This window comes from Pantoea sp. CTOTU49201, assembly GCF_032054795.1.
Taxonomy (GTDB): Bacteria; Pseudomonadota; Gammaproteobacteria; order Enterobacterales; family Enterobacteriaceae; genus Pantoea; species Pantoea symbiotica.
Genome location: NZ_DAMBSA010000059.1, coordinates 1 through 16,662 on the forward strand (window position 1 = coordinate 1; position 16,662 = coordinate 16,662).

16 protein-coding genes are annotated in these 16,662 nt (G+C 53.5%); 13 read left to right on the forward strand and 3 right to left on the reverse strand.

The annotated features are described in order from the left end of the window. Window positions 1-465 (forward strand): UbiA family prenyltransferase (locus tag RTY00_RS06575; protein ID WP_312663873.1); only part of this gene is annotated, 465 nt, incomplete at its 5' end. A 367-nt stretch (window positions 466-832) separates the two neighbouring features. Here the strand turns inward: RTY00_RS06575 and plsB are convergent. Then, window positions 833-3,256, reverse strand: a complete 2,424-nt coding sequence (plsB, locus tag RTY00_RS06580; RefSeq protein WP_061718380.1) for a glycerol-3-phosphate 1-O-acyltransferase PlsB — start codon at window positions 3,254-3,256, stop codon at window positions 833-835. 127 nt (window positions 3,257-3,383) lie between these two features. On the opposite strand from plsB, the gene RTY00_RS06585 reads away from it, so the two are divergent. The 4 genes from RTY00_RS06585 (at window position 3,384) to RTY00_RS06600 (ending at window position 6,308) form a co-directional block, all read left to right on the forward strand. After that, the gene (locus tag RTY00_RS06585) at window positions 3,384-3,752 is read left to right on the forward strand and encodes a diacylglycerol kinase (RefSeq protein WP_312663874.1); all 369 of its coding nucleotides are present in this window, start codon (window positions 3,384-3,386) and stop codon (window positions 3,750-3,752) included. Window positions 3,753-3,857: 105 nt separating this feature from the next. Continuing rightward, on the forward strand, window positions 3,858-4,472 hold the full coding sequence (gene lexA / locus RTY00_RS06590; protein ID WP_008109941.1) for a transcriptional repressor LexA: 615 nt from the start codon (window positions 3,858-3,860) through the stop codon (window positions 4,470-4,472). A gap of 136 nt (window positions 4,473-4,608) precedes the next feature. After that, a complete protein-coding gene (gene dinF / locus RTY00_RS06595; protein ID WP_312663875.1) occupies window positions 4,609-5,931 on the forward strand; it encodes an MATE family efflux transporter DinF in 1,323 nt (440 codons plus the stop codon). 164 nt (window positions 5,932-6,095) lie between these two features. Next, entirely contained in the window at window positions 6,096-6,308 is a 213-nt protein-coding gene (locus RTY00_RS06600; RefSeq protein WP_008109944.1) for a CsbD family protein, read from the forward strand. A 74-nt stretch (window positions 6,309-6,382) separates the two neighbouring features. Here RTY00_RS06600 and zur read toward each other — a convergent pair whose 3' ends face one another. Then, window positions 6,383-6,901, reverse strand: a complete 519-nt coding sequence (zur, locus tag RTY00_RS06605; protein ID WP_008109945.1) for a zinc uptake transcriptional repressor Zur — start codon at window positions 6,899-6,901, stop codon at window positions 6,383-6,385. 451 nt (window positions 6,902-7,352) lie between these two features. On the opposite strand from zur, the gene traF reads away from it, so the two are divergent. From traF to pspG, 3 genes are all read left to right on the forward strand, one after another. After that, a complete protein-coding gene (gene traF, locus RTY00_RS06610; RefSeq protein WP_154154733.1) occupies window positions 7,353-8,603 on the forward strand; it encodes a conjugal transfer protein TraF in 1,251 nt (416 codons plus the stop codon). A gap of 97 nt (window positions 8,604-8,700) precedes the next feature. Further along, a complete protein-coding gene (dusA, locus tag RTY00_RS06615; RefSeq protein ID WP_312180108.1) occupies window positions 8,701-9,699 on the forward strand; it encodes a tRNA dihydrouridine(20/20a) synthase DusA in 999 nt (332 codons plus the stop codon). Between the two features lie 223 nt (window positions 9,700-9,922). Beyond that, complete coding sequence (gene pspG, locus RTY00_RS06620) at window positions 9,923-10,189, forward strand: envelope stress response protein PspG (protein WP_008109948.1); 267 nt, start codon at window positions 9,923-9,925, stop codon at window positions 10,187-10,189. 194 nt (window positions 10,190-10,383) lie between these two features. Here pspG and RTY00_RS06625 read toward each other — a convergent pair whose 3' ends face one another. Then, window positions 10,384-11,367, reverse strand: a complete 984-nt coding sequence (locus RTY00_RS06625) for a quinone oxidoreductase (protein WP_312663876.1) — start codon at window positions 11,365-11,367, stop codon at window positions 10,384-10,386. A 73-nt stretch (window positions 11,368-11,440) separates the two neighbouring features. On the opposite strand from RTY00_RS06625, the gene dnaB reads away from it, so the two are divergent. The 5 genes from dnaB to RTY00_RS06650 all read left to right on the forward strand — a co-directional run. Further along, entirely contained in the window at window positions 11,441-12,847 is a 1,407-nt protein-coding gene (dnaB, locus tag RTY00_RS06630) for a replicative DNA helicase (RefSeq protein WP_036649986.1), read from the forward strand. A gap of 128 nt (window positions 12,848-12,975) precedes the next feature. Then, on the forward strand, window positions 12,976-13,467 hold the full coding sequence (locus RTY00_RS06635) for an Lrp/AsnC family transcriptional regulator (protein ID WP_008109951.1): 492 nt from the start codon (window positions 12,976-12,978) through the stop codon (window positions 13,465-13,467). A gap of 228 nt (window positions 13,468-13,695) precedes the next feature. Continuing rightward, the gene (locus RTY00_RS06640; RefSeq protein ID WP_008109953.1) at window positions 13,696-14,310 is read left to right on the forward strand and encodes a YitT family protein; all 615 of its coding nucleotides are present in this window, start codon (window positions 13,696-13,698) and stop codon (window positions 14,308-14,310) included. A 48-nt stretch (window positions 14,311-14,358) separates the two neighbouring features. Further along, window positions 14,359-15,552 carry an amino acid aminotransferase gene (locus RTY00_RS06645; RefSeq protein ID WP_312663877.1) on the forward strand — a complete coding sequence of 398 codons (1,194 nt, stop codon included), beginning with the start codon at window positions 14,359-14,361 and terminating at the stop codon, window positions 15,550-15,552. Window positions 15,553-15,736: 184 nt separating this feature from the next. Then, a partial coding sequence (locus RTY00_RS06650; protein ID WP_312663878.1) for a catalase occupies window positions 15,737-16,662 on the forward strand: 926 nt, incomplete at its 3' end.

Here is a 16,662-nt window from a genome sequence, read left to right on the forward strand (position 1 = left end):
CTGCCGCAGGTGGTGCTCGGCGCGGCATTTGGCTGGGCGATTCCAATGGGATGGGCGGCAGTTAGTGAGTCCTTACCTTTGGTCTGCTGGCTGGTGTTCCTGGCGAATATCTGCTGGACAGTGGCTTATGACACGCAGTACGCGATGGTTGATCGTGATGACGATTTGAAGATTGGCGTGAAGTCGACGGCGATTCTGTTTGGTCGTTACGACAAACTGATTATCGGTTTACTGCAGCTGGCTACGCTCGGTCTGATGGCGCTGGTGGGCATGATGCTCAATCTGAATGGCGCATTTTACTGGTCGCTGCTGCTGGCAGCTGGCTTGTTTGTGCATCAGCAGAAGTTGATTGCCCAGCGCGAGCGCGATCCCTGCTTCCAGGCGTTCCTGAACAACAACTATGTGGGTATGGTGCTGTTTCTCGGCATTCTGCTTAGCACCGTGCCGTTTGCGGATTTGCTGTAAACGAAAATGGCGCACTGAAGCGCAATACTGTTCAGTTAAGCGTAGAGCGACTTTCGTTCGCCTTGCGGTGAGGCAGTTGCAGCACCTCCGTGCGGCGACCGATGGCGATTCGCTCCTGCTCAGCGCCACCTCTCGCCGCATCCATGCGGCTCGCCCTGGAATCCCTCACTCGTTCAGCGAGTTGGGATGTCGCCTCAACACCCGCGCTGCCACATCAAGCATAATTTTGACTCGCCATCGCTACAAGTCTCGTAGGGGCGCCATTCATGGCGACCAGGATGAGTCATCAGGCGGAGGGATCGTGGGAGAATAGCGAGGACTTAGCAGGGCGCACCGAAGTGCGCCTTTGTGTTTTCATGTCGCCGTACTAATCGTGGGTGACCGCACTCTCAATCGTCAGACGGACATCGCTGGTTACCAACTCCGCCAGCATCTGCCACATCATATGGCTGCGTTCAGCATCGGCATCGCCTTTGTCACTGATATAACCTTCATCACGCAGCGTAAGTACCAGCGCAGTGAACACCGCTTTATCAAAGAACTCTGGCGCGTTGATTCCGTGCAGCACGGACAGACGTTGAGCCAGCGTGCGGCTCTCTTTCTCCAGCGTGCCACGATTGATGGCCGGTTTCGCGCTGAGGATGGCAAAGGTAATCGCGAAGCGCTGTAGCGTCTCACGAATACCCGCCGCCAACAGTTGCAGAGAACGATGACGTGCTGGCGTCATTTTCAGCTGACCATCCTGCAACGTAATCAGCCCCTGACGTGCCATCTCTGAACAAAGCGCGTTGAGCAGCGCAGGCAATTCCGCGTTGTCCCAGCGCAGGAACAGTTCGCTCTTCAGCATCGGATAAACCAGGCTAACCTGACGCAGCAGCTCTGCTTCGCTGATTTCGCGGTGTTGCTGCACGATGGCGGCAATCAGCGACGGCATCACCAGCATGTGATGGATGTTGTTGCGATAGTAGGTCATCAGCACTGCCTGCTCGCGCGGCAGAATGATGATATCGCCAATACTGTCCTGCTCGGTCTCGAACTTGTTCATGCCCATCGCGTGATCAAGCAGCGCTTCGGCGCTCATATCGGGCACCGTGGCTTCCGGCGAATACGGCACGTTGCGCAGCAGTTGGGTGTAGCACTCTAACTGCTCAATCAGCTGTTCGCGGGTCAGTGAACGCTGACGTGACGCCAGCAGCGCAGTGACGCACAGGTTCATGGCGTTAGCTGCACCGGCTTCGTTGATGCGCACCATCAGCTTCGCTGCAATGTCATTCACGGCCGGCGTCATCCAGGCAGGACGTTGCGGTTCGATAGGATCAATCGCATCGCGCCATTCCGGCACGTTTTTGTTCAGGTAGTTCATCAACGGCAGCGGTTCGCCGAAGTTAACGTAGCCCTGACCCAGATTGCGCAGCTTCCTCAAGCCGCGCACCATCTGCAGGAAGCTCTCTTTCTCTTTGGCAGCGCCACGCAGCTCTTTGGCGTAGGTGCCCACTTCCATCACGTGCTCGTAACCGATGTAAATCGGCACGAAGGTGATAGGACGACTGCCGCCGCGCAGCATCGCCTGCAGCGTCATCGACAGGGTGCCGGTTTTCGGGTCCAGCAAACGGCCGGTACGCGAACGTCCGCCTTCCACAAAATATTCAACGGAGTAACCACGGCTAAACAGCTCGCCGAGATATTCACGGAACACGGTGGAATAGAGTTTGTTGCCCTTAAAGGTACGACGAATAAAGAACGCGCCCAGACGGCGGAAAATCGGGCCAGCAGGCCAGAAATTCAGGTTGATACCCGCAGCAATGTGCGGTGGCACCAGGCCTTGATGATAAAGCACGTAGGAGAGCAGCAGATAATCCATGTGGCTGCGGTGGCAGGGCACATAGACAATCTCATGGCCATCCTGCGCCAGCTGACGCACGCGCTCACCGCCATGCACGTTGATGCCCTGATACAGACGGCTCCACAGCCAGCCCATCACGCGGTCAGTGACTTTAATCGCTTCGTAAGAGAAGTTCGCCGCCACCTCTTCCATCATTTCGATGGCGTTTTGCTGGGCTTTCTCATGCGAAATCTTTTTGCTGCGCGCTTCATCTTCTACCGCTTTTTCAATCGCTTTGGACTGTAAAAGCTTGTTGAAGAGATCCTGACGTGCAGGCAGACGCGGGCCGACCGCAGCCAGACGTTGGCGAGCAAAGTGAATACGCGCCACGCGAGCCAGTTTCTGCGCAATCGACTTATCGGTACCGTGTTCGGTCGCCATCTGGCGTAGCGAAACGGTTTGCGAGAAGCGGACAAAGCTGTCGCGGCCGTGCCACAAAATGGCGAAGAACTTCTGCACACCATTCAGCACGCGCAGATGCGGCGTGGATTCACCGGATGTTTCACGTCCCGGCGCGCGACCAAACATCACCGCGACCGGCAGCATTTGCACGTCGAGTTGCGGGTTACTGCGGTGCAAATCCAGATAATCGTGGAACAGCTTCACCGATTCGGGATTGGCCACGAAATAGGGAATCACGCGCGGGCCATCGTGAATAAACACGTGGCGCGGCAGCAGGGTGCCATCGATCTCCAGCGGAGCCAGCGGATCGGGCAGATCATGTTTCAGGCATTGAGCACGTAGCGTGAGCAGGTCAGCCTTTGAATCATAAGGCAAAACATACATCACCGGACGTGTCGGATCGATCCCGTGTTCAGAGACGGGATCGGTCGGAATGACCTTACTTTTTACCAAAATAGAGAGTGGTAAATTCAATAATTTGTAATAGAGTTTACGCCAACCTGACATAGACAACTTTAAGCCTCTTGTTAGCAAAGCGCGGCAAGCATACCAGAAAGCGCAGCGAAGGTCTGTGGCTCTGCCGCCTCATACTGCCCACACATTGACGTCAAAATAGATCAAGGGTTCCATAGACATGGCAAATAACGTCACCGGTTTAGTAAGAATAGTGAAAGCCGCCGGTTATTCCTGGCAGGGCCTGCGTGCCGCATGGCAGCACGAAGCCGCATTTCGGCAGGAAGCTGTCGCCGCGCTGGTGGCCATTCTCGTGGCGTGTTGGCTGGATGTAGATACCGTTTCCCGCATCTTGATGATTGGCTCGGTAGTGCTGGTTATCATCGTTGAGATCCTTAATAGCGCTATCGAAGCGGTGGTTGACCGCATCGGGCAGGAACAACATCCGCTCGCGGGCCGCGCCAAAGATATGGGATCGGCTGCCGTATTGCTGACTATCTTACTGGCTCTGTTCGTCTGGATCGCGCTGCTCTGGACGCATTTGAGATAGGGATTCCAGATTCATCAAACCGCTGATTTTTCCCTCTGTTACGGTTTTCATTTCGCGAATACCTGTATATACTCACAGCGACTGTATAAACAACCAGGGGGCGGGATGAAAGCGTTAACTGCACGGCAGCAACAGGTCTATGACCTGATTCGCGACCATATTAACCAGACGGGCATGCCGCCAACGCGTGCGGAAATTGCTGCGCAACTGGGTTTTCGCTCGCCCAATGCTGCTGAAGAGCATCTGAAAGCGCTGGCGCGTAAAGGCGTAATTGAAATTGTTTCCGGCGCATCGCGCGGGATTCGTTTGCTAATGGAAGAAGAACCAAGCGAAGGGCTGCCGCTGATTGGCCGCGTCGCTGCCGGTGAACCTTTGCTGGCGCAGGAACATATTGAAGCCCACTATCAGGTGGATGCGAATCTGTTCAAACCGAGCGCCGATTTCCTGCTGCGCGTGAGCGGCATGTCGATGAAAGATATCGGCATTATGGATGGCGATCTGTTAGCGGTGCATAAAACGCAGGAAGTGCGTAACGGCCAGGTTGTCGTGGCGCGCATTGATGATGAAGTCACCGTGAAACGCTGGAAAAAGCAGGGCGCGATTGTTCATCTGCTGCCGGAAAACACCGATTTCCAACCGATTGTTGTTGATACCCGTGAGCAGTCACTAACTGTTGAAGGTTTAGCTGTCGGGATTGTACGCAACGGCGAGTGGCTCTGATCAGTTTCTGATCCTCCCCAACTGCGGCGGTGCGTGTTTGCGCTGACCGCAGTCTGCTATTTTACTTCTCTGTGACTCTTTCTGCGGCTCACGCTGGCGCCATTACGCTGATTACCGCACACAACGGAATGGGCTGATGCAGCTGTTTTCCTCTTCAGATAAAACACTCTGGCGGCTAGCGCTGCCGATGATCCTGTCAAATATCACCGTCCCGTTACTGGGCGTGGTGGATACCGCCGTTATTGGTCATCTCGATAGCCCAATTTACCTCGGTGGGGTCGCCGTGGGCACAACGGCGACCAGCTTCATCTTTATGCTTTTGCTGTTTCTGCGTATGAGCACCACCGGATTGACCGCTCAGGCATTTGGCGCCAACGACAAAACCGCGCTGGCGCGCGCCTTAACGCAGCCGCTGCTGATTGCGCTGGTTTTTGGCGTGCTGTTTATGGTGCTGCGAACGCCGGTAAGCAGCCTGGCAGCAGCCTTAATGGGCGGCAGCCCGGAAGTGCAGCAGCAGGCGAAAATCTTTATTGAGATTCGCTGGCTGAGTGCGCCCGCAACCTTAGCCAATTTGGTGATTCTGGGCTGGCTGCTGGGCGTGCAGTATGCGCGCGCCCCGATGGTGCTGCTGATCATCGGCAATCTGGTGAATATCCTGCTTGATCTGCTGTTCGTCCTCAAACTGCATTGGGGTGTGGCTGGCGCGGCAGCGGCAACCGCGTTGGCAGAATATGTCACGCTGGGCGTAGGTTTGTTGATGGTGGCGCGCGTGCTGAAGATGCGCGGTATTCACTTTACTCTGCTTAAAAGCAGCTGGCGCGGCGATGCGGCGCGGCTATTCCGCCTCAATCGCGACATCATGCTGCGCTCTTTGATGCTGCAAATCTGCTTCGCGTCACTCACCATCCTTGGCGCACGAATTGGCCCGGATGTAGTGGCGGTCAATGCGGTGCTGCTGATGTTTCTCACTTTTACCGCATACGCGCTGGATGGTTTTGCCTATGCGGTTGAAGCCTGTTCGGGTGAAGCGGTTGGTGCCAAAGATCGCAGTCGGCTGTTGCTGATTTGGCATGCGGCTTGTCGTCAGGCTTGCTTCGTTGCAGCGGTCTTTGCGCTGATTTATGCCTTCACCGGTCCGCAGATTGTGGCGATGCTGACGTCACTGGAAGCGCTACGCGAGATGGCCGATCGCTATCTGATTTGGCAGGTTATTCTGCCGCTGGTTGGCGTGTGGTGTTATCTGCTGGATGGCATGTTTATCGGCGCGACGCGCGGTCGTGAGATGCGTAACAGTATGGTGATGGCGGCAATCGGCTACGGTTTAGCGCTGCTCACATTGCCGTGGCTCGGCAATCACGGTTTATGGCTGGCAGTGACGGTGTTCCTGGCGCTACGCGGACTGACGCTGTGGCTGATCTGGCGCGGTCACTGGCAACGCGATAGCTGGTTCAACGCCTGAATAAGCGAAGCGTAACCTACAGATTAATCTGTATTTCTCTGCAAACTGCGAAACGGCTACTACAATTACCTTATACGGCGCAAATGAGTAGCGCGTTGTGTGGGTATATCGCCAGATAGACAGGTGATATATCTATTTCACTCAGGATGATGTGGAGGATTATTATGAACAAAGACGAAGCGAGCGGAAACTGGAAGCAGTTTAAAGGGAAATTTAAAGAGAAGTGGGGCAAGCTCACGGATGACGACATGACGGTGATCGAAGGTAAACGCGATCAGTTGGTCGGTAAAATCCAGGAGCGCTACGGTTATGCGAAAGACCAGGCCGAGCAAGAAGTTAAGGACTGGGAAAGCACCAATAAAGATTATCGCTGGTAATCGCCCCTAAGCACGATGCTCCTACCCGCCAATCATTTAGCGTAGTGATTGGCCCGGCACAAGGATGTGCCTCTCTATTTTCTTACCCGTTTTTTCCCCTCAACCTGATGATCATGCTCGCAGCTTTCATGATGTGTGCAAGCGGCTACTTCTGCGCAGTTCTCACACAGGCCATGCGCCTCAATTACAGTATGACGCAAAGAAAATCCCGCCTGATCAGCTAACGAAGCAATGGTCTTTTCTACTCCATGAGCATGTTTTTCAGTCACTGCCGCGCAACCGTCACACACCAACATCACTGAAGTATGTGCCGGCTCATCAAAATGATGACAAACCACATAGCTGTTATTCGACTCAACGCGATGAATAAATCCCTGTTCCAGCAGGAAATCCAGCGCGCGATAAATGGTGGGCGGTTTAGCTTGCGGCTCGCTGACGCGCAGCTGATCCAGCAAATCGTAAGCGCTTATCGAACCATTCTGCTCTGCCATCAAGCGCAGCACTTCGGCGCGCTGAGTGGTGAGGCGCACGCCGCGATCAAGGCAAAGTGATTCAGCCTGGGTAAGAAGTTGTTCTGGCGTGAGGTTTGACATAAGCATTCTCCGGGTTGCAGGTGATGTTATTTTATCACACAAATTTTTACGCTGCTGTGATTGCTTATTTTACTTAAATTCCTACAGAAAATTCCCACCAATCAATCGATTACCCTTCCTGTTTTTCGATCAATTTTGTTGCAATCAACATCCCTGAAAAATGCGTACCGCCAGGCAGCGCAACGGCTGCACGGATTTTGCTTTGCAACTCACCGGGTTAGCGTCTATGGTTCAAAAGGTCTTAAGTAATTTCTGGTATCAATTTACTCACTGTTAATTTTTCTGCATAAAAACACAGCGGAATGGTGCTTACGCATCCAATTCTGCGAATAGCAGTGCTATTTCCTTTTAATTCACAGCAATGAAGCGTTAGCCAGGGTTCAGAATAGCGGCTAACTAAACTTTCAGTCGGTGAGTGATTCAGCGACATTTCAAAGGTGATGGCAGGCTCATGGTGAAGACAATATTCAGGCACAAAAAAGTAGCTTATCTTGTTGGTTTGAATGCAGTATTTCTCTCTTCCTCAGCTCTGGCAGCAGGTACATGGTACGACGCGCGTAACGACGCAATGGGCGGTACCGGCGTAGCCTCTTCCACCTGGAGTTCCGCAGTGCTGGCTAACCCAGCATTGATGACCAAAGCGCAACCTGAAGATAACGTCAGCATCATTTTTCCTTCAGCCGGTGCACAGGTTACTGATAAAGACAAATTGATCGACCGCGTCGATGACATCACTGATACCGTTGATCGTTATCAGGACGTAATCGATAACCTGACCTTTGCCGATTACCTCAATGGTTACCCACAGTTGAAGGCCGCAGCAGGCGATATGGCTAATCAGCTTAGCGATCTGCGCGGCAATAAAGCCAACGCAACGGCGGGTGTAGCCCTGGCCGTTACTGTTCCAAATGAAACCTTACCTTTTGCCTTTATCACCAAGGCGTATGGCACTGCGCACGTGCGCGCCAACGTAGCGGATAGCGACATTGCCTACCTGCGCGCTGTTGCCGATGGGTCGAGAATTCCTGTTCCAGGTGATGAAGATAACTTACGCTCCAGCGCCAACGGGTTGGCGGCGCTGGTCACCGATTATGGTGTGTCAGTCGCGCATGAGTTCTCGATTGCTGGGCATCCGGTTTCTGTCGGCGTGACGCCAAAGCTGCAGAAAACCTGGCTGTATAACTACACTGCGAGTATCTACAACTACGACAAGAGCGATATCAACAACAGCCGCTATCGCAGCAGCGATACCGGTTTCAACGTGGATGCTGGCGTTGCCACGGATTTCGGTGAGAACTGGACCTTCGGTGTGACCGGGCAAAACCTGATCTCGCGCGATATCGACACCAAAGAGGTGAACGGCTACCGCGATACTTACCAAATTCGTCCACTGGTTACTACCGGGCTATCCTGGAATAACGGGCCGTTCACGCTGGCCGGTGATGTTGATCTGACTGAAACCAAGCGCTTCAAATCGGAAGACAGCAGCCAGTACGCTGGCGTTGGTGCGGAGTATCGTGTGCTGGATTGGCTGGCGCTGCGCGCTGGTTATCGTGCCGATCTGAAGTCGAACGATACCGACGTGTTCACCGCCGGTTTGGGTGTGTCACCGTTCAACAATACCGTTCATCTCGATCTGGCCGGTTCTGTGGGTAAAGACAATACCGTGGGTGCGATGCTGCAGCTCGGATTTAACTTCTAATTCCCCGTCTGATAACGGGCGGCTGTGCCGCCCGTTTTGCTGTGATATGATTGCGCAGTTTCTCATCACTTAACTTACTGCGGATTTACTGCGTTTCATGACCGATACTTTCTCCTCGCAACGTTTTTCCATCGCCCCAATGCTCGACTGGACCGATCGTCACTGTCGTTATTTCCACCGTCAGCTGAGCGGCGACACGCTGCTATACACCGAAATGGTGACGACCGGCGCGATCATCCACGGTAAAGGCGACTATCTGGCTTACAGCGAGGAAGAGCATCCGCTGGCGCTGCAGCTGGGTGGTAGCGATCCCGCCGCGCTGGCGCAGTGCGCAAAGCTGGCAGAAGAGCGTGGCTACGATGAGATAAACCTCAACGTGGGTTGTCCGTCCGATCGTGTACAGAATGGCCGTTTTGGAGCCTGCCTGATGGGCGATGCGGCGCTGGTTGCCGACTGCATTAAAGCGATGCGCGATGTGGTGAGCATTCCGGTGACGGTCAAAACCCGTATCGGCATTGATGAGCAGGACAGCTACGAATTCCTGTGTGATTTTATTGGCACCGTGGCGCAACAGGGCGGCTGCGATACCTTTATTATCCACGCGCGCAAAGCCTGGCTTTCCGGTTTGAGTCCGAAAGAGAATCGCGAGATCCCGCCGCTCGATTATCCACGCGTATACCAATTGAAGCGCGACTTCCCGGCGTTGATCATGGCGATTAATGGCGGCATCAAAACGCTGGAAGAAGCTAAACTGCATCTGCAGCATATGGATGGCGTGATGATGGGGCGCGAAGCCTATCAGAATCCGGGTATTCTGGCGCAGGTTGACCGGGAACTGTTTGGTCGCGACACGCCGCGCGTCGATCCAGTGGCGGTGGTGCGCTCGATGTATCCGTACATTGAAGCTGAATTATCCAAAGGCATGTATCTCGGCCATGTTACGCGCCATATGCTTGGCCTGTTTCAGGGCATTCCCGGTGCGCGCCAGTGGCGCCGTTACTTAAGTGAAAACGCCCATAAACCCGGTGCCGATGTGCGCGTGCTGGAAGCGGCGTTAGCGTTGGTAGCGGATAAGATCCCGCAGGAAGTGATGTAATTATCGTCAGGCAAGCCGGAGCGTTCCGGCTTTTGTAGGGTGCGCATTCATGCGCACATCAAGGCCAGCAGGATGGTTTTTTCTGCGCCATAAATTAGTTTTTTTCATCATCCTTTCAAGCCTTCACTCATCCCTTATCCAATATATTCAAAAAGTTAGCCAAATTTATAAGTTGGCACGCATCTTGTAATGTTCCTGATGTTACTTACACAGGAGAGCCTTCGTGGAAATTCTATTTGTTATCGGCTTTTTTCTGATGCTGCTGTTCACCGGCGTTTCGTTGCTGGGCGTGATTGCGGCATTAGTGGTGGCGACCGCTTTGATGTTCTTTGGCGGATTGCTGGCAATTGTTATCAAAGTGTTGCCATGGCTGGTGCTGGCAGTGGCTGTTGTATGGCTTTATCGCGCATTTACCACACCTTCAGGTGAGGCTAAATTGCGCAGGCTGAAAAGAAAAATCAGCGACTTAGATAGAAGGGACTGGCGCTAATTGCGGTGACGATCACAGACTCGGAAATTGCTTAGAATAATTCCGCATTTAAACATATTTTTTACTTATGTTTTCTGTCAGGATGATTGGCGTTGTTTCAAACGAATTCATCGCCGCTGTCCCTACACCAGCGCGAACTATAAAAAAGAAAGAAAAAGGGGCTTCCTACGGGAAGCCCCGTTTGCATTTAGCGATCAGGGAATCAGCAGGCTGGAACCCTGAGTTGCGCGGCTCTCCAGCACCTGATGCGCGCGCACCGCGTCACTCAAGGCAAATTTCTGCTGCTCTAGCACGTTTAGCTGAATCGCCCGGCTGGCAATCAGTGAGAACAATTCATTGCTGGCGGCATCCAGTTCTGCGCGGTTAGTGATGTAACCGAACAGCGAAGGGCGAGTGACGAACAGCGATCCTTTCTTATTGAGAATGCCGAGATCAACGCCGGTTACCGGACCCGATGCATTACCAAAGCTGACCATTAATCCGTGGCGACGCAGGCTATCCAGCGAAGGTTCCCAGGTATCTTTGCCCACCGAGTCATACACCACGGCCACTTTCTCGCCGTTGGTCAATTCGCTGACGCGCTTCGCGATATCCTCTTCACGATAGTTAATCGTCGCCCAGGCGCCGGCATCTTTGGCAATCTTCGCTTTTTCTGCAGAACCCACTGTACCAATCAGATGTGCGCCGAGCGCTTTGGCCCATTGGCAGGCGATCAAACCCACGCCACCGGCTGCGGCATGGAACAGGAAGATTTCATCGGCTTTCACTTTATAGGTTTGGCGCAGCAGATACTGCACGGTTAACCCTTTAAGGAAAGAAGCCGCGCCTTGCTCAAATGAGATGCTGTCCGGCAAGATCACCAGGCGATCTTCCGCCACATTGTGCACTTCGCTATACGCACCGAGCGCGGCCTGGCAATAGACCACGCGATCGCCCGCTTTAAAACGCGTCACCGCCGATCCGACACGCTTCACAACACCGGCTGCTTCGGTGCCCAAGCCGGAAGGGAAGCTGCTTTGCGGATACAAGCCGCTGCGCACATAGGTATCAATGTAGTTAATGCCAATCGCCTTGTTTTCCACCTGCACTTCGTGCTCGGCGGGATCGGCCAGTTCGAAATCGACCCATTGCAGCACATCTGGGCCGCCGTGTTGGTTGAACTGAATACGCTTTGCCATTCTGACTCCTGTGATTGTTCATCCTGGGACGTTATACTTGCGCGTCCCTTTCACGATCGGTAATGCATTCACTATGGCAGGAAATAAACCCACCAACAAATCGAACGAACCCCGCGATCGGCAGCTGGAAGGCGTGAAAATGCCGCCGCATTCCATAGAAGCGGAGCAGTCGGTGCTCGGTGGGTTGATGCTGGATAATCAGCGCTGGGACAACGTCTCTGAACGCGTTGTCGCCAATGATTTCTTCAACCGCTCGCACCGCATGATCTTCACGGAAATGCAGCGTTTGCTGGAAGCGGGCCAGCCGATCGACCTGATTACACTCTCTGAATCGCTGGAAACGCTGGGCGAATTAGAGATGGCTGGCGGCTTCGCCTATCTGGCCGAGCTGGCAAAAAATACGCCAAGTGCTGCTAACATCGGGGCTTATGCCGATATTGTGCGTGAACGTGCGGTGGTACGCGAGATGATTTCGGTGGCGAACCAAATCGCCGATGCCGGCTACGATCCGCAAGGACGGAGCAGTGAAGATCTGCTCGACTTCGCCGAGTCCAACGTTTTCAAAATTGCTGAACAGCGCGCCAATAAAGATCAGGGCCCGCAGAACATCGAGCAGATCCTCGAAGCCACGGTTTCGCGTATTGAGTCGCTGGTCTCAACGCCGCACGATGGCGTGACCGGCGTCGATACCGGCTATCAGGATTTGAACAAAAAAACCGCCGGTCTACAGGGCTCGGATCTGATTATCGTCGCGGCGCGTCCTTCGATGGGTAAAACCACCTTCGCCATGAATCTGTGCGAAAACGCCGCGATGTTGCAGGACAAGCCCGTGCTGATTTTCAGTCTGGAGATGCCCAGCGAACAGCTTATGATGCGTATGCTGGCGTCGCTGTCGCGCGTGGATCAGACGCGTATTCGTACCGGTCAGCTGGAAGATGAAGATTGGGCGCGCATTTCCGCCACCATGGGGATTTTGCTCGAGAAGAAGAACATGTTTATTGATGACTCTTCTGGCCTGACGCCAACTGAAGTGCGTTCACGCGCGCGCCGCATTTTCCGCGAAAACGGCGGGTTGAGCCTGATCATGATCGACTACCTGCAGCTGATGCGCGTGCCTGCGCTGTCCGACAACCGTACGCTGGAGATCGCCGAGATCTCGCGCTCGCTTAAAGCGCTGGCGAAAGAGCTGAATGTGCCGGTGGTGGCGCTGTCGCAGCTGAACCGCTCACTAGAACAACGTGCGGATAAGCGTCCGGTGAACTCGGATCTGCGTGAATCAGGCTCGATCGAGCAGGATGCCGACTTGATCATGTTCATCTATCGTGACGAGGTGTATCACGAAAACAGCGATCTTAAAGGCATCGCCGAGATCATCCTCGGTAAGCAGCGTAACGGCCCGATCGGTACGGTGCGTTTGACCTTTAATGGCCAATGGTCGCGCTTTGATAACTACGCTGGCCCGCAATACGACGACGAATAACCCTTTCAACCCGGATGCATGCACGTTTTGTGCATGCATTTCACGTCATCAGAAAATAGTGTTGGACAACCCCGGCTTTAATCAGGTTATCTGTAGCAAAGCGCCCCTTATTTCGCTGTGGAAACAGAATGACTCAGGTAGACGATCACGACCTTAAGATATTGACATTATTACAATCTAACGGACGCCTCACCAACCAGGAACTCAGTGATTTAGTCGGACTTTCGGCATCGCAATGTTCACGCCGCCGCATCAATCTTGAGCAGGCCAATCTCATTCTCGGCTATCACGCGCGCCTCTCGCCCGACGCGGTGGGCCTTGGCATGGTGGGATTAATTGAAGTGCGATTGAAAAACCACACGCCCGATTATGAAGAAAGTTTCCATCGCATGGTGGAGGAAGAAGCCGCCATCGTCGATGCCTTTAAAACCACCGGCGATGCCGATTATCTGCTGAAAGTAGCGGTGGCCGATCTGGCTTCTCTGAGCGCGTTGATCAGCCAGTTAGTGGCTGGTCATCAAAGCGTGGCACATGTGAAAACGTCCGTGGTATTGAGCCGTTTAAAAGAGAACGGTTTGATGATGATCCCGCAGCACAAAACGCGCCAAAAAAGTGCGTGATGTGCTAATCTGGTGCAATTATTGCCTTAATAATGCAAAAAACGCGCACCAGAAAACAGATTTGTGCATGGGTTGATGGTTTGAGTCTCAACTGATGCACAAAAACCTGCAATAAAGCGCCTTAGTTATCAATTGGATAATCGCTGGCACCCATCGGCGGCGCGCATACGTCGCCGATGTGGTGCGTTTTTTGCATTTGAACCGCATCATTTGCAATGAGATTAACCCATGGATAACGTTGTTCAACCCACCAAAGTTCCCCATTCGCTGATTGAAGATGCGCTGGCGATCGTCCTCGGCACGCTGATGGTCTCTTTCGGCGTCATTATGCTGAAACAGGCTGGAGCGCTCACCGGCAGTTCGGCGGGTATTGCCTTCTTAATCAGCTATTTGTCACCGCTCTCCTTCGGTAGCGCCTTTTTCCTGATCAACCTGCCATTTTACTGGCTGGCCGTGCGCCGCATGGGCTGGGAATTTACCCTGAAAACCTTCTGCGCGGTTGGCCTGGTGTCGCTGTTTACCCATTTGCATCCGCTGTTTGTGCATTTTTCTGCGCTAAATCCGTTTTATGCGACACTGTTCGGTAACGTGGTGATGGGCATTGGGTTTATAGTGTTGTTCCGTCACAAAGCCAGCCTCGGCGGCATCAATATTTTGGCGCTCTGGCTGCAGGACCGTATCGGTCTGCGTGCCGGAAAACTGCAAATGGCGGTCGATACCTGCGTGGTATTAGCGTCGCTGTTTGTGGTGTCGTTACCGATGTTGTTTGCTTCAATCGCGGGCGCGGTGATCCTCAATCTCATCATCGCAATGAATCATCGTCCCGGCCGTTACATGGTTTGATGACGCATCTTTACCTCTTATTTATGACCAATCATGGAGATCTGCACCGTGTTTCAAAACGTTGATGCCTATGCCGGCGATCCGATTCTGTCGTTGATGGAAACCTTCAAACAAGATCCGCGCGATAACAAAGTAAACCTGAGCATTGGTCTCTATTACAACGAAGCGGGCATCATTCCTCAGCTGCAGGCGGTTGCCGCAGCAGAAGAGCGCCTGCAGGCGCAGCCGCATCAGGCATCGCTGTATCTGCCGATGGAAGGTCTGAACGCTTACCGTAACGCCATTGCACCGCTGCTGTTCGGTAAAGAACATCCGATGCTGCAAGCGGGCCGTATTGCGTCCATCCAGACCTTAGGTGGCTCAGGTGCGCTGAAAGTCGGTGCTGATTTCCTTAAGCGTTACTTCCCAGCGTCAAACGTGTGGGTGAGCGATCCAACGTGGGAAAACCATATCGCAATCTTCAACGGCGCGGGCTTCGATGTAGAGACTTATCCGTGGTATGACGCAGAAACCAACGGCGTGAAGTTTGATGCGTTCATCGCCAAACTGAAAACCTTGCCGAAACAATCCATCGTGCTGCTGCATCCGTGCTGCCATAACCCAACCGGTGCCGATCTGACTAACGCGCAGTGGGATAAAACCACCGAAGTGCTGAAAGCGCAGGAGCTGATTCCGTTCCTCGATATCGCTTATCAGGGCTTTGGTGCGGGCATGGAAGCGGATGCTTATGCGATTCGCGCCATTGCGGCTGCCGGCTTGCCAGCGCTAGTGAGCAACTCGTTCTCCAAGATTTTCTCGCTGTACGGCGAGCGCGTTGGCGGCCTTTCAATTGTCTGCGACAGCGCGGAAGAGTCTGCTCGCGTGCTGGGCCAGCTGAAAGCCACCGTGCGTCGTAACTACTCAAGCCCACCAAACTTTGGTGCGCAGGTGGTTTCCTGCGTGCTGAACGACGAAGCGCTGCTGAATAACTGGCTGGCGGAAGTGGAAGCGATGCGTCTGCGCATTATCGAAATGCGCCAGGCACTGGTGAATGTGTTGAGCACCAAGCTGCCGGGTCAAAACTTTGATTACCTGCTGCAACAGCGCGGTATGTTCAGCTACACCGGTCTGAGCGCGCAGCAGGTTGATCGTCTGCGCGATGAGTTCGGCGTCTACCTGATTGCCAGCGGCCGCATGTGCGTTGCCGGCCTGAACAGCCGTAACGTCAACCAGGTTGCTGAGGCGTTTGCCGCAGTGATGTAAGCCAGAATTTGATGATTAAAAAACCGTCGGCGCAGGCTGGCGGTTTTTTTTTAACTTATTTGTTAAGGATAAACGAGACTGGTCTTGTTAGCGCTTAACTCCTTGAATGTAAAGATTCTCCAGCCTGAAAAAAGGCTGCGCGCGACATAATAATCGCGAATTTTATGCACAAGGAAGCATGCTCATGACCCTTAAAACCCGTTCTTACCTCATCAAACCTACGGCTATTGCACTTGCGTTAGCTTTCTCTGTTCCGGCTTATAGCACCGAACTCACGCGCGATAACGGCGCGCCAGTGGGTGATAACCAGAATTCACAAACCGCAGGCGAGCATGGTGCGGTGCTGCTGCAGGACGTGCAACTGATCCAGAAGCTGCAACGCTTTGACCGTGAACGCATTCCAGAGCGCGTAGTACACGCACGCGGTACCGGCGCACACGGCGAGTTCCGCGCCAGCAAAGACATCAGTGACTTAACCATTGCCGAAGTGTTCAAACCGGGCAGTGTGACGCCGGTATTTGTGCGCTTCTCCTCCGTAGTGCACAGCAAACATTCTCCGGAAACGCTGCGCGATCCGCGCGGTTTTGCCACCAAGTTTTACACCAGTCAGGGCAACTGGGATTTAGTCGGCAACAACCTGCCGGTGTTCTTTATCCGCGACGCGATTAAATTCCCGGACATGGTGCACGCGTTTAAGCCTGATCCACGTACCAACCTTGGCAACGACGCTCGCACTTTTGATTTCTTCTCACATGTACCAGAAGCCACGCACGGCCTGACCATGTTGTTCTCCAACATGGGTACGCCAGCAAACTATCGTCAGATGGATGGCAACAGCGTGCACGCCTATAAGTTCGTCAACGCGAAAGGCGAAGTGCACTATGTGAAATTCCACTGGAAGACCCTGCAAGGCGAAAAGAACCTCGATCCAGGCGAAGTGGCGGCAATTCAAAGTGGCACCTTCAGCCACATGACCGAAGATTTAGTGGCATCGATCAACAACAAAGCTTACCCGAAATGGGATCTCTATATTCAAACCATCAAAGCCAGCGATCTGGATAAGTTCGACTTCAACCCGCTGGACGCCACCAAAATCTGGCCGGGTATCGC

Excerpts from the sequence above, each read along its gene's own strand:
- RTY00_RS06640 (WP_008109953.1), top strand. The coding sequence starts at position 13,696 with ATGGATAACGTTGTTCAACCCACCAAAGTTCCCCATTCGCTGATTGAA.
- RTY00_RS06625 (WP_312663876.1), bottom strand. The coding sequence starts at position 11,367 with ATGGCAAAGCGTATTCAGTTCAACCAACACGGCGGCCCAGATGTGCTG.
- dusA (WP_312180108.1), top strand. The coding sequence starts at position 8,701 with ATGACCGATACTTTCTCCTCGCAACGTTTTTCCATCGCCCCAATGCTC.
- RTY00_RS06585 (WP_312663874.1), top strand. The coding sequence starts at position 3,384 with ATGGCAAATAACGTCACCGGTTTAGTAAGAATAGTGAAAGCCGCCGGT.
- dnaB (WP_036649986.1), top strand. The coding sequence starts at position 11,441 with ATGGCAGGAAATAAACCCACCAACAAATCGAACGAACCCCGCGATCGG.
- plsB (WP_061718380.1), bottom strand. The coding sequence starts at position 3,256 with ATGTCAGGTTGGCGTAAACTCTATTACAAATTATTGAATTTACCACTC.
- RTY00_RS06600 (WP_008109944.1), top strand. The coding sequence starts at position 6,096 with ATGAACAAAGACGAAGCGAGCGGAAACTGGAAGCAGTTTAAAGGGAAA.
- zur (WP_008109945.1), bottom strand. The coding sequence starts at position 6,901 with ATGTCAAACCTCACGCCAGAACAACTTCTTACCCAGGCTGAATCACTT.
- RTY00_RS06635 (WP_008109951.1), top strand. The coding sequence starts at position 12,976 with ATGACTCAGGTAGACGATCACGACCTTAAGATATTGACATTATTACAA.
- lexA (WP_008109941.1), top strand. The coding sequence starts at position 3,858 with ATGAAAGCGTTAACTGCACGGCAGCAACAGGTCTATGACCTGATTCGC.
- traF (WP_154154733.1), top strand. The coding sequence starts at position 7,353 with ATGGTGAAGACAATATTCAGGCACAAAAAAGTAGCTTATCTTGTTGGT.
- dinF (WP_312663875.1), top strand. The coding sequence starts at position 4,609 with ATGCAGCTGTTTTCCTCTTCAGATAAAACACTCTGGCGGCTAGCGCTG.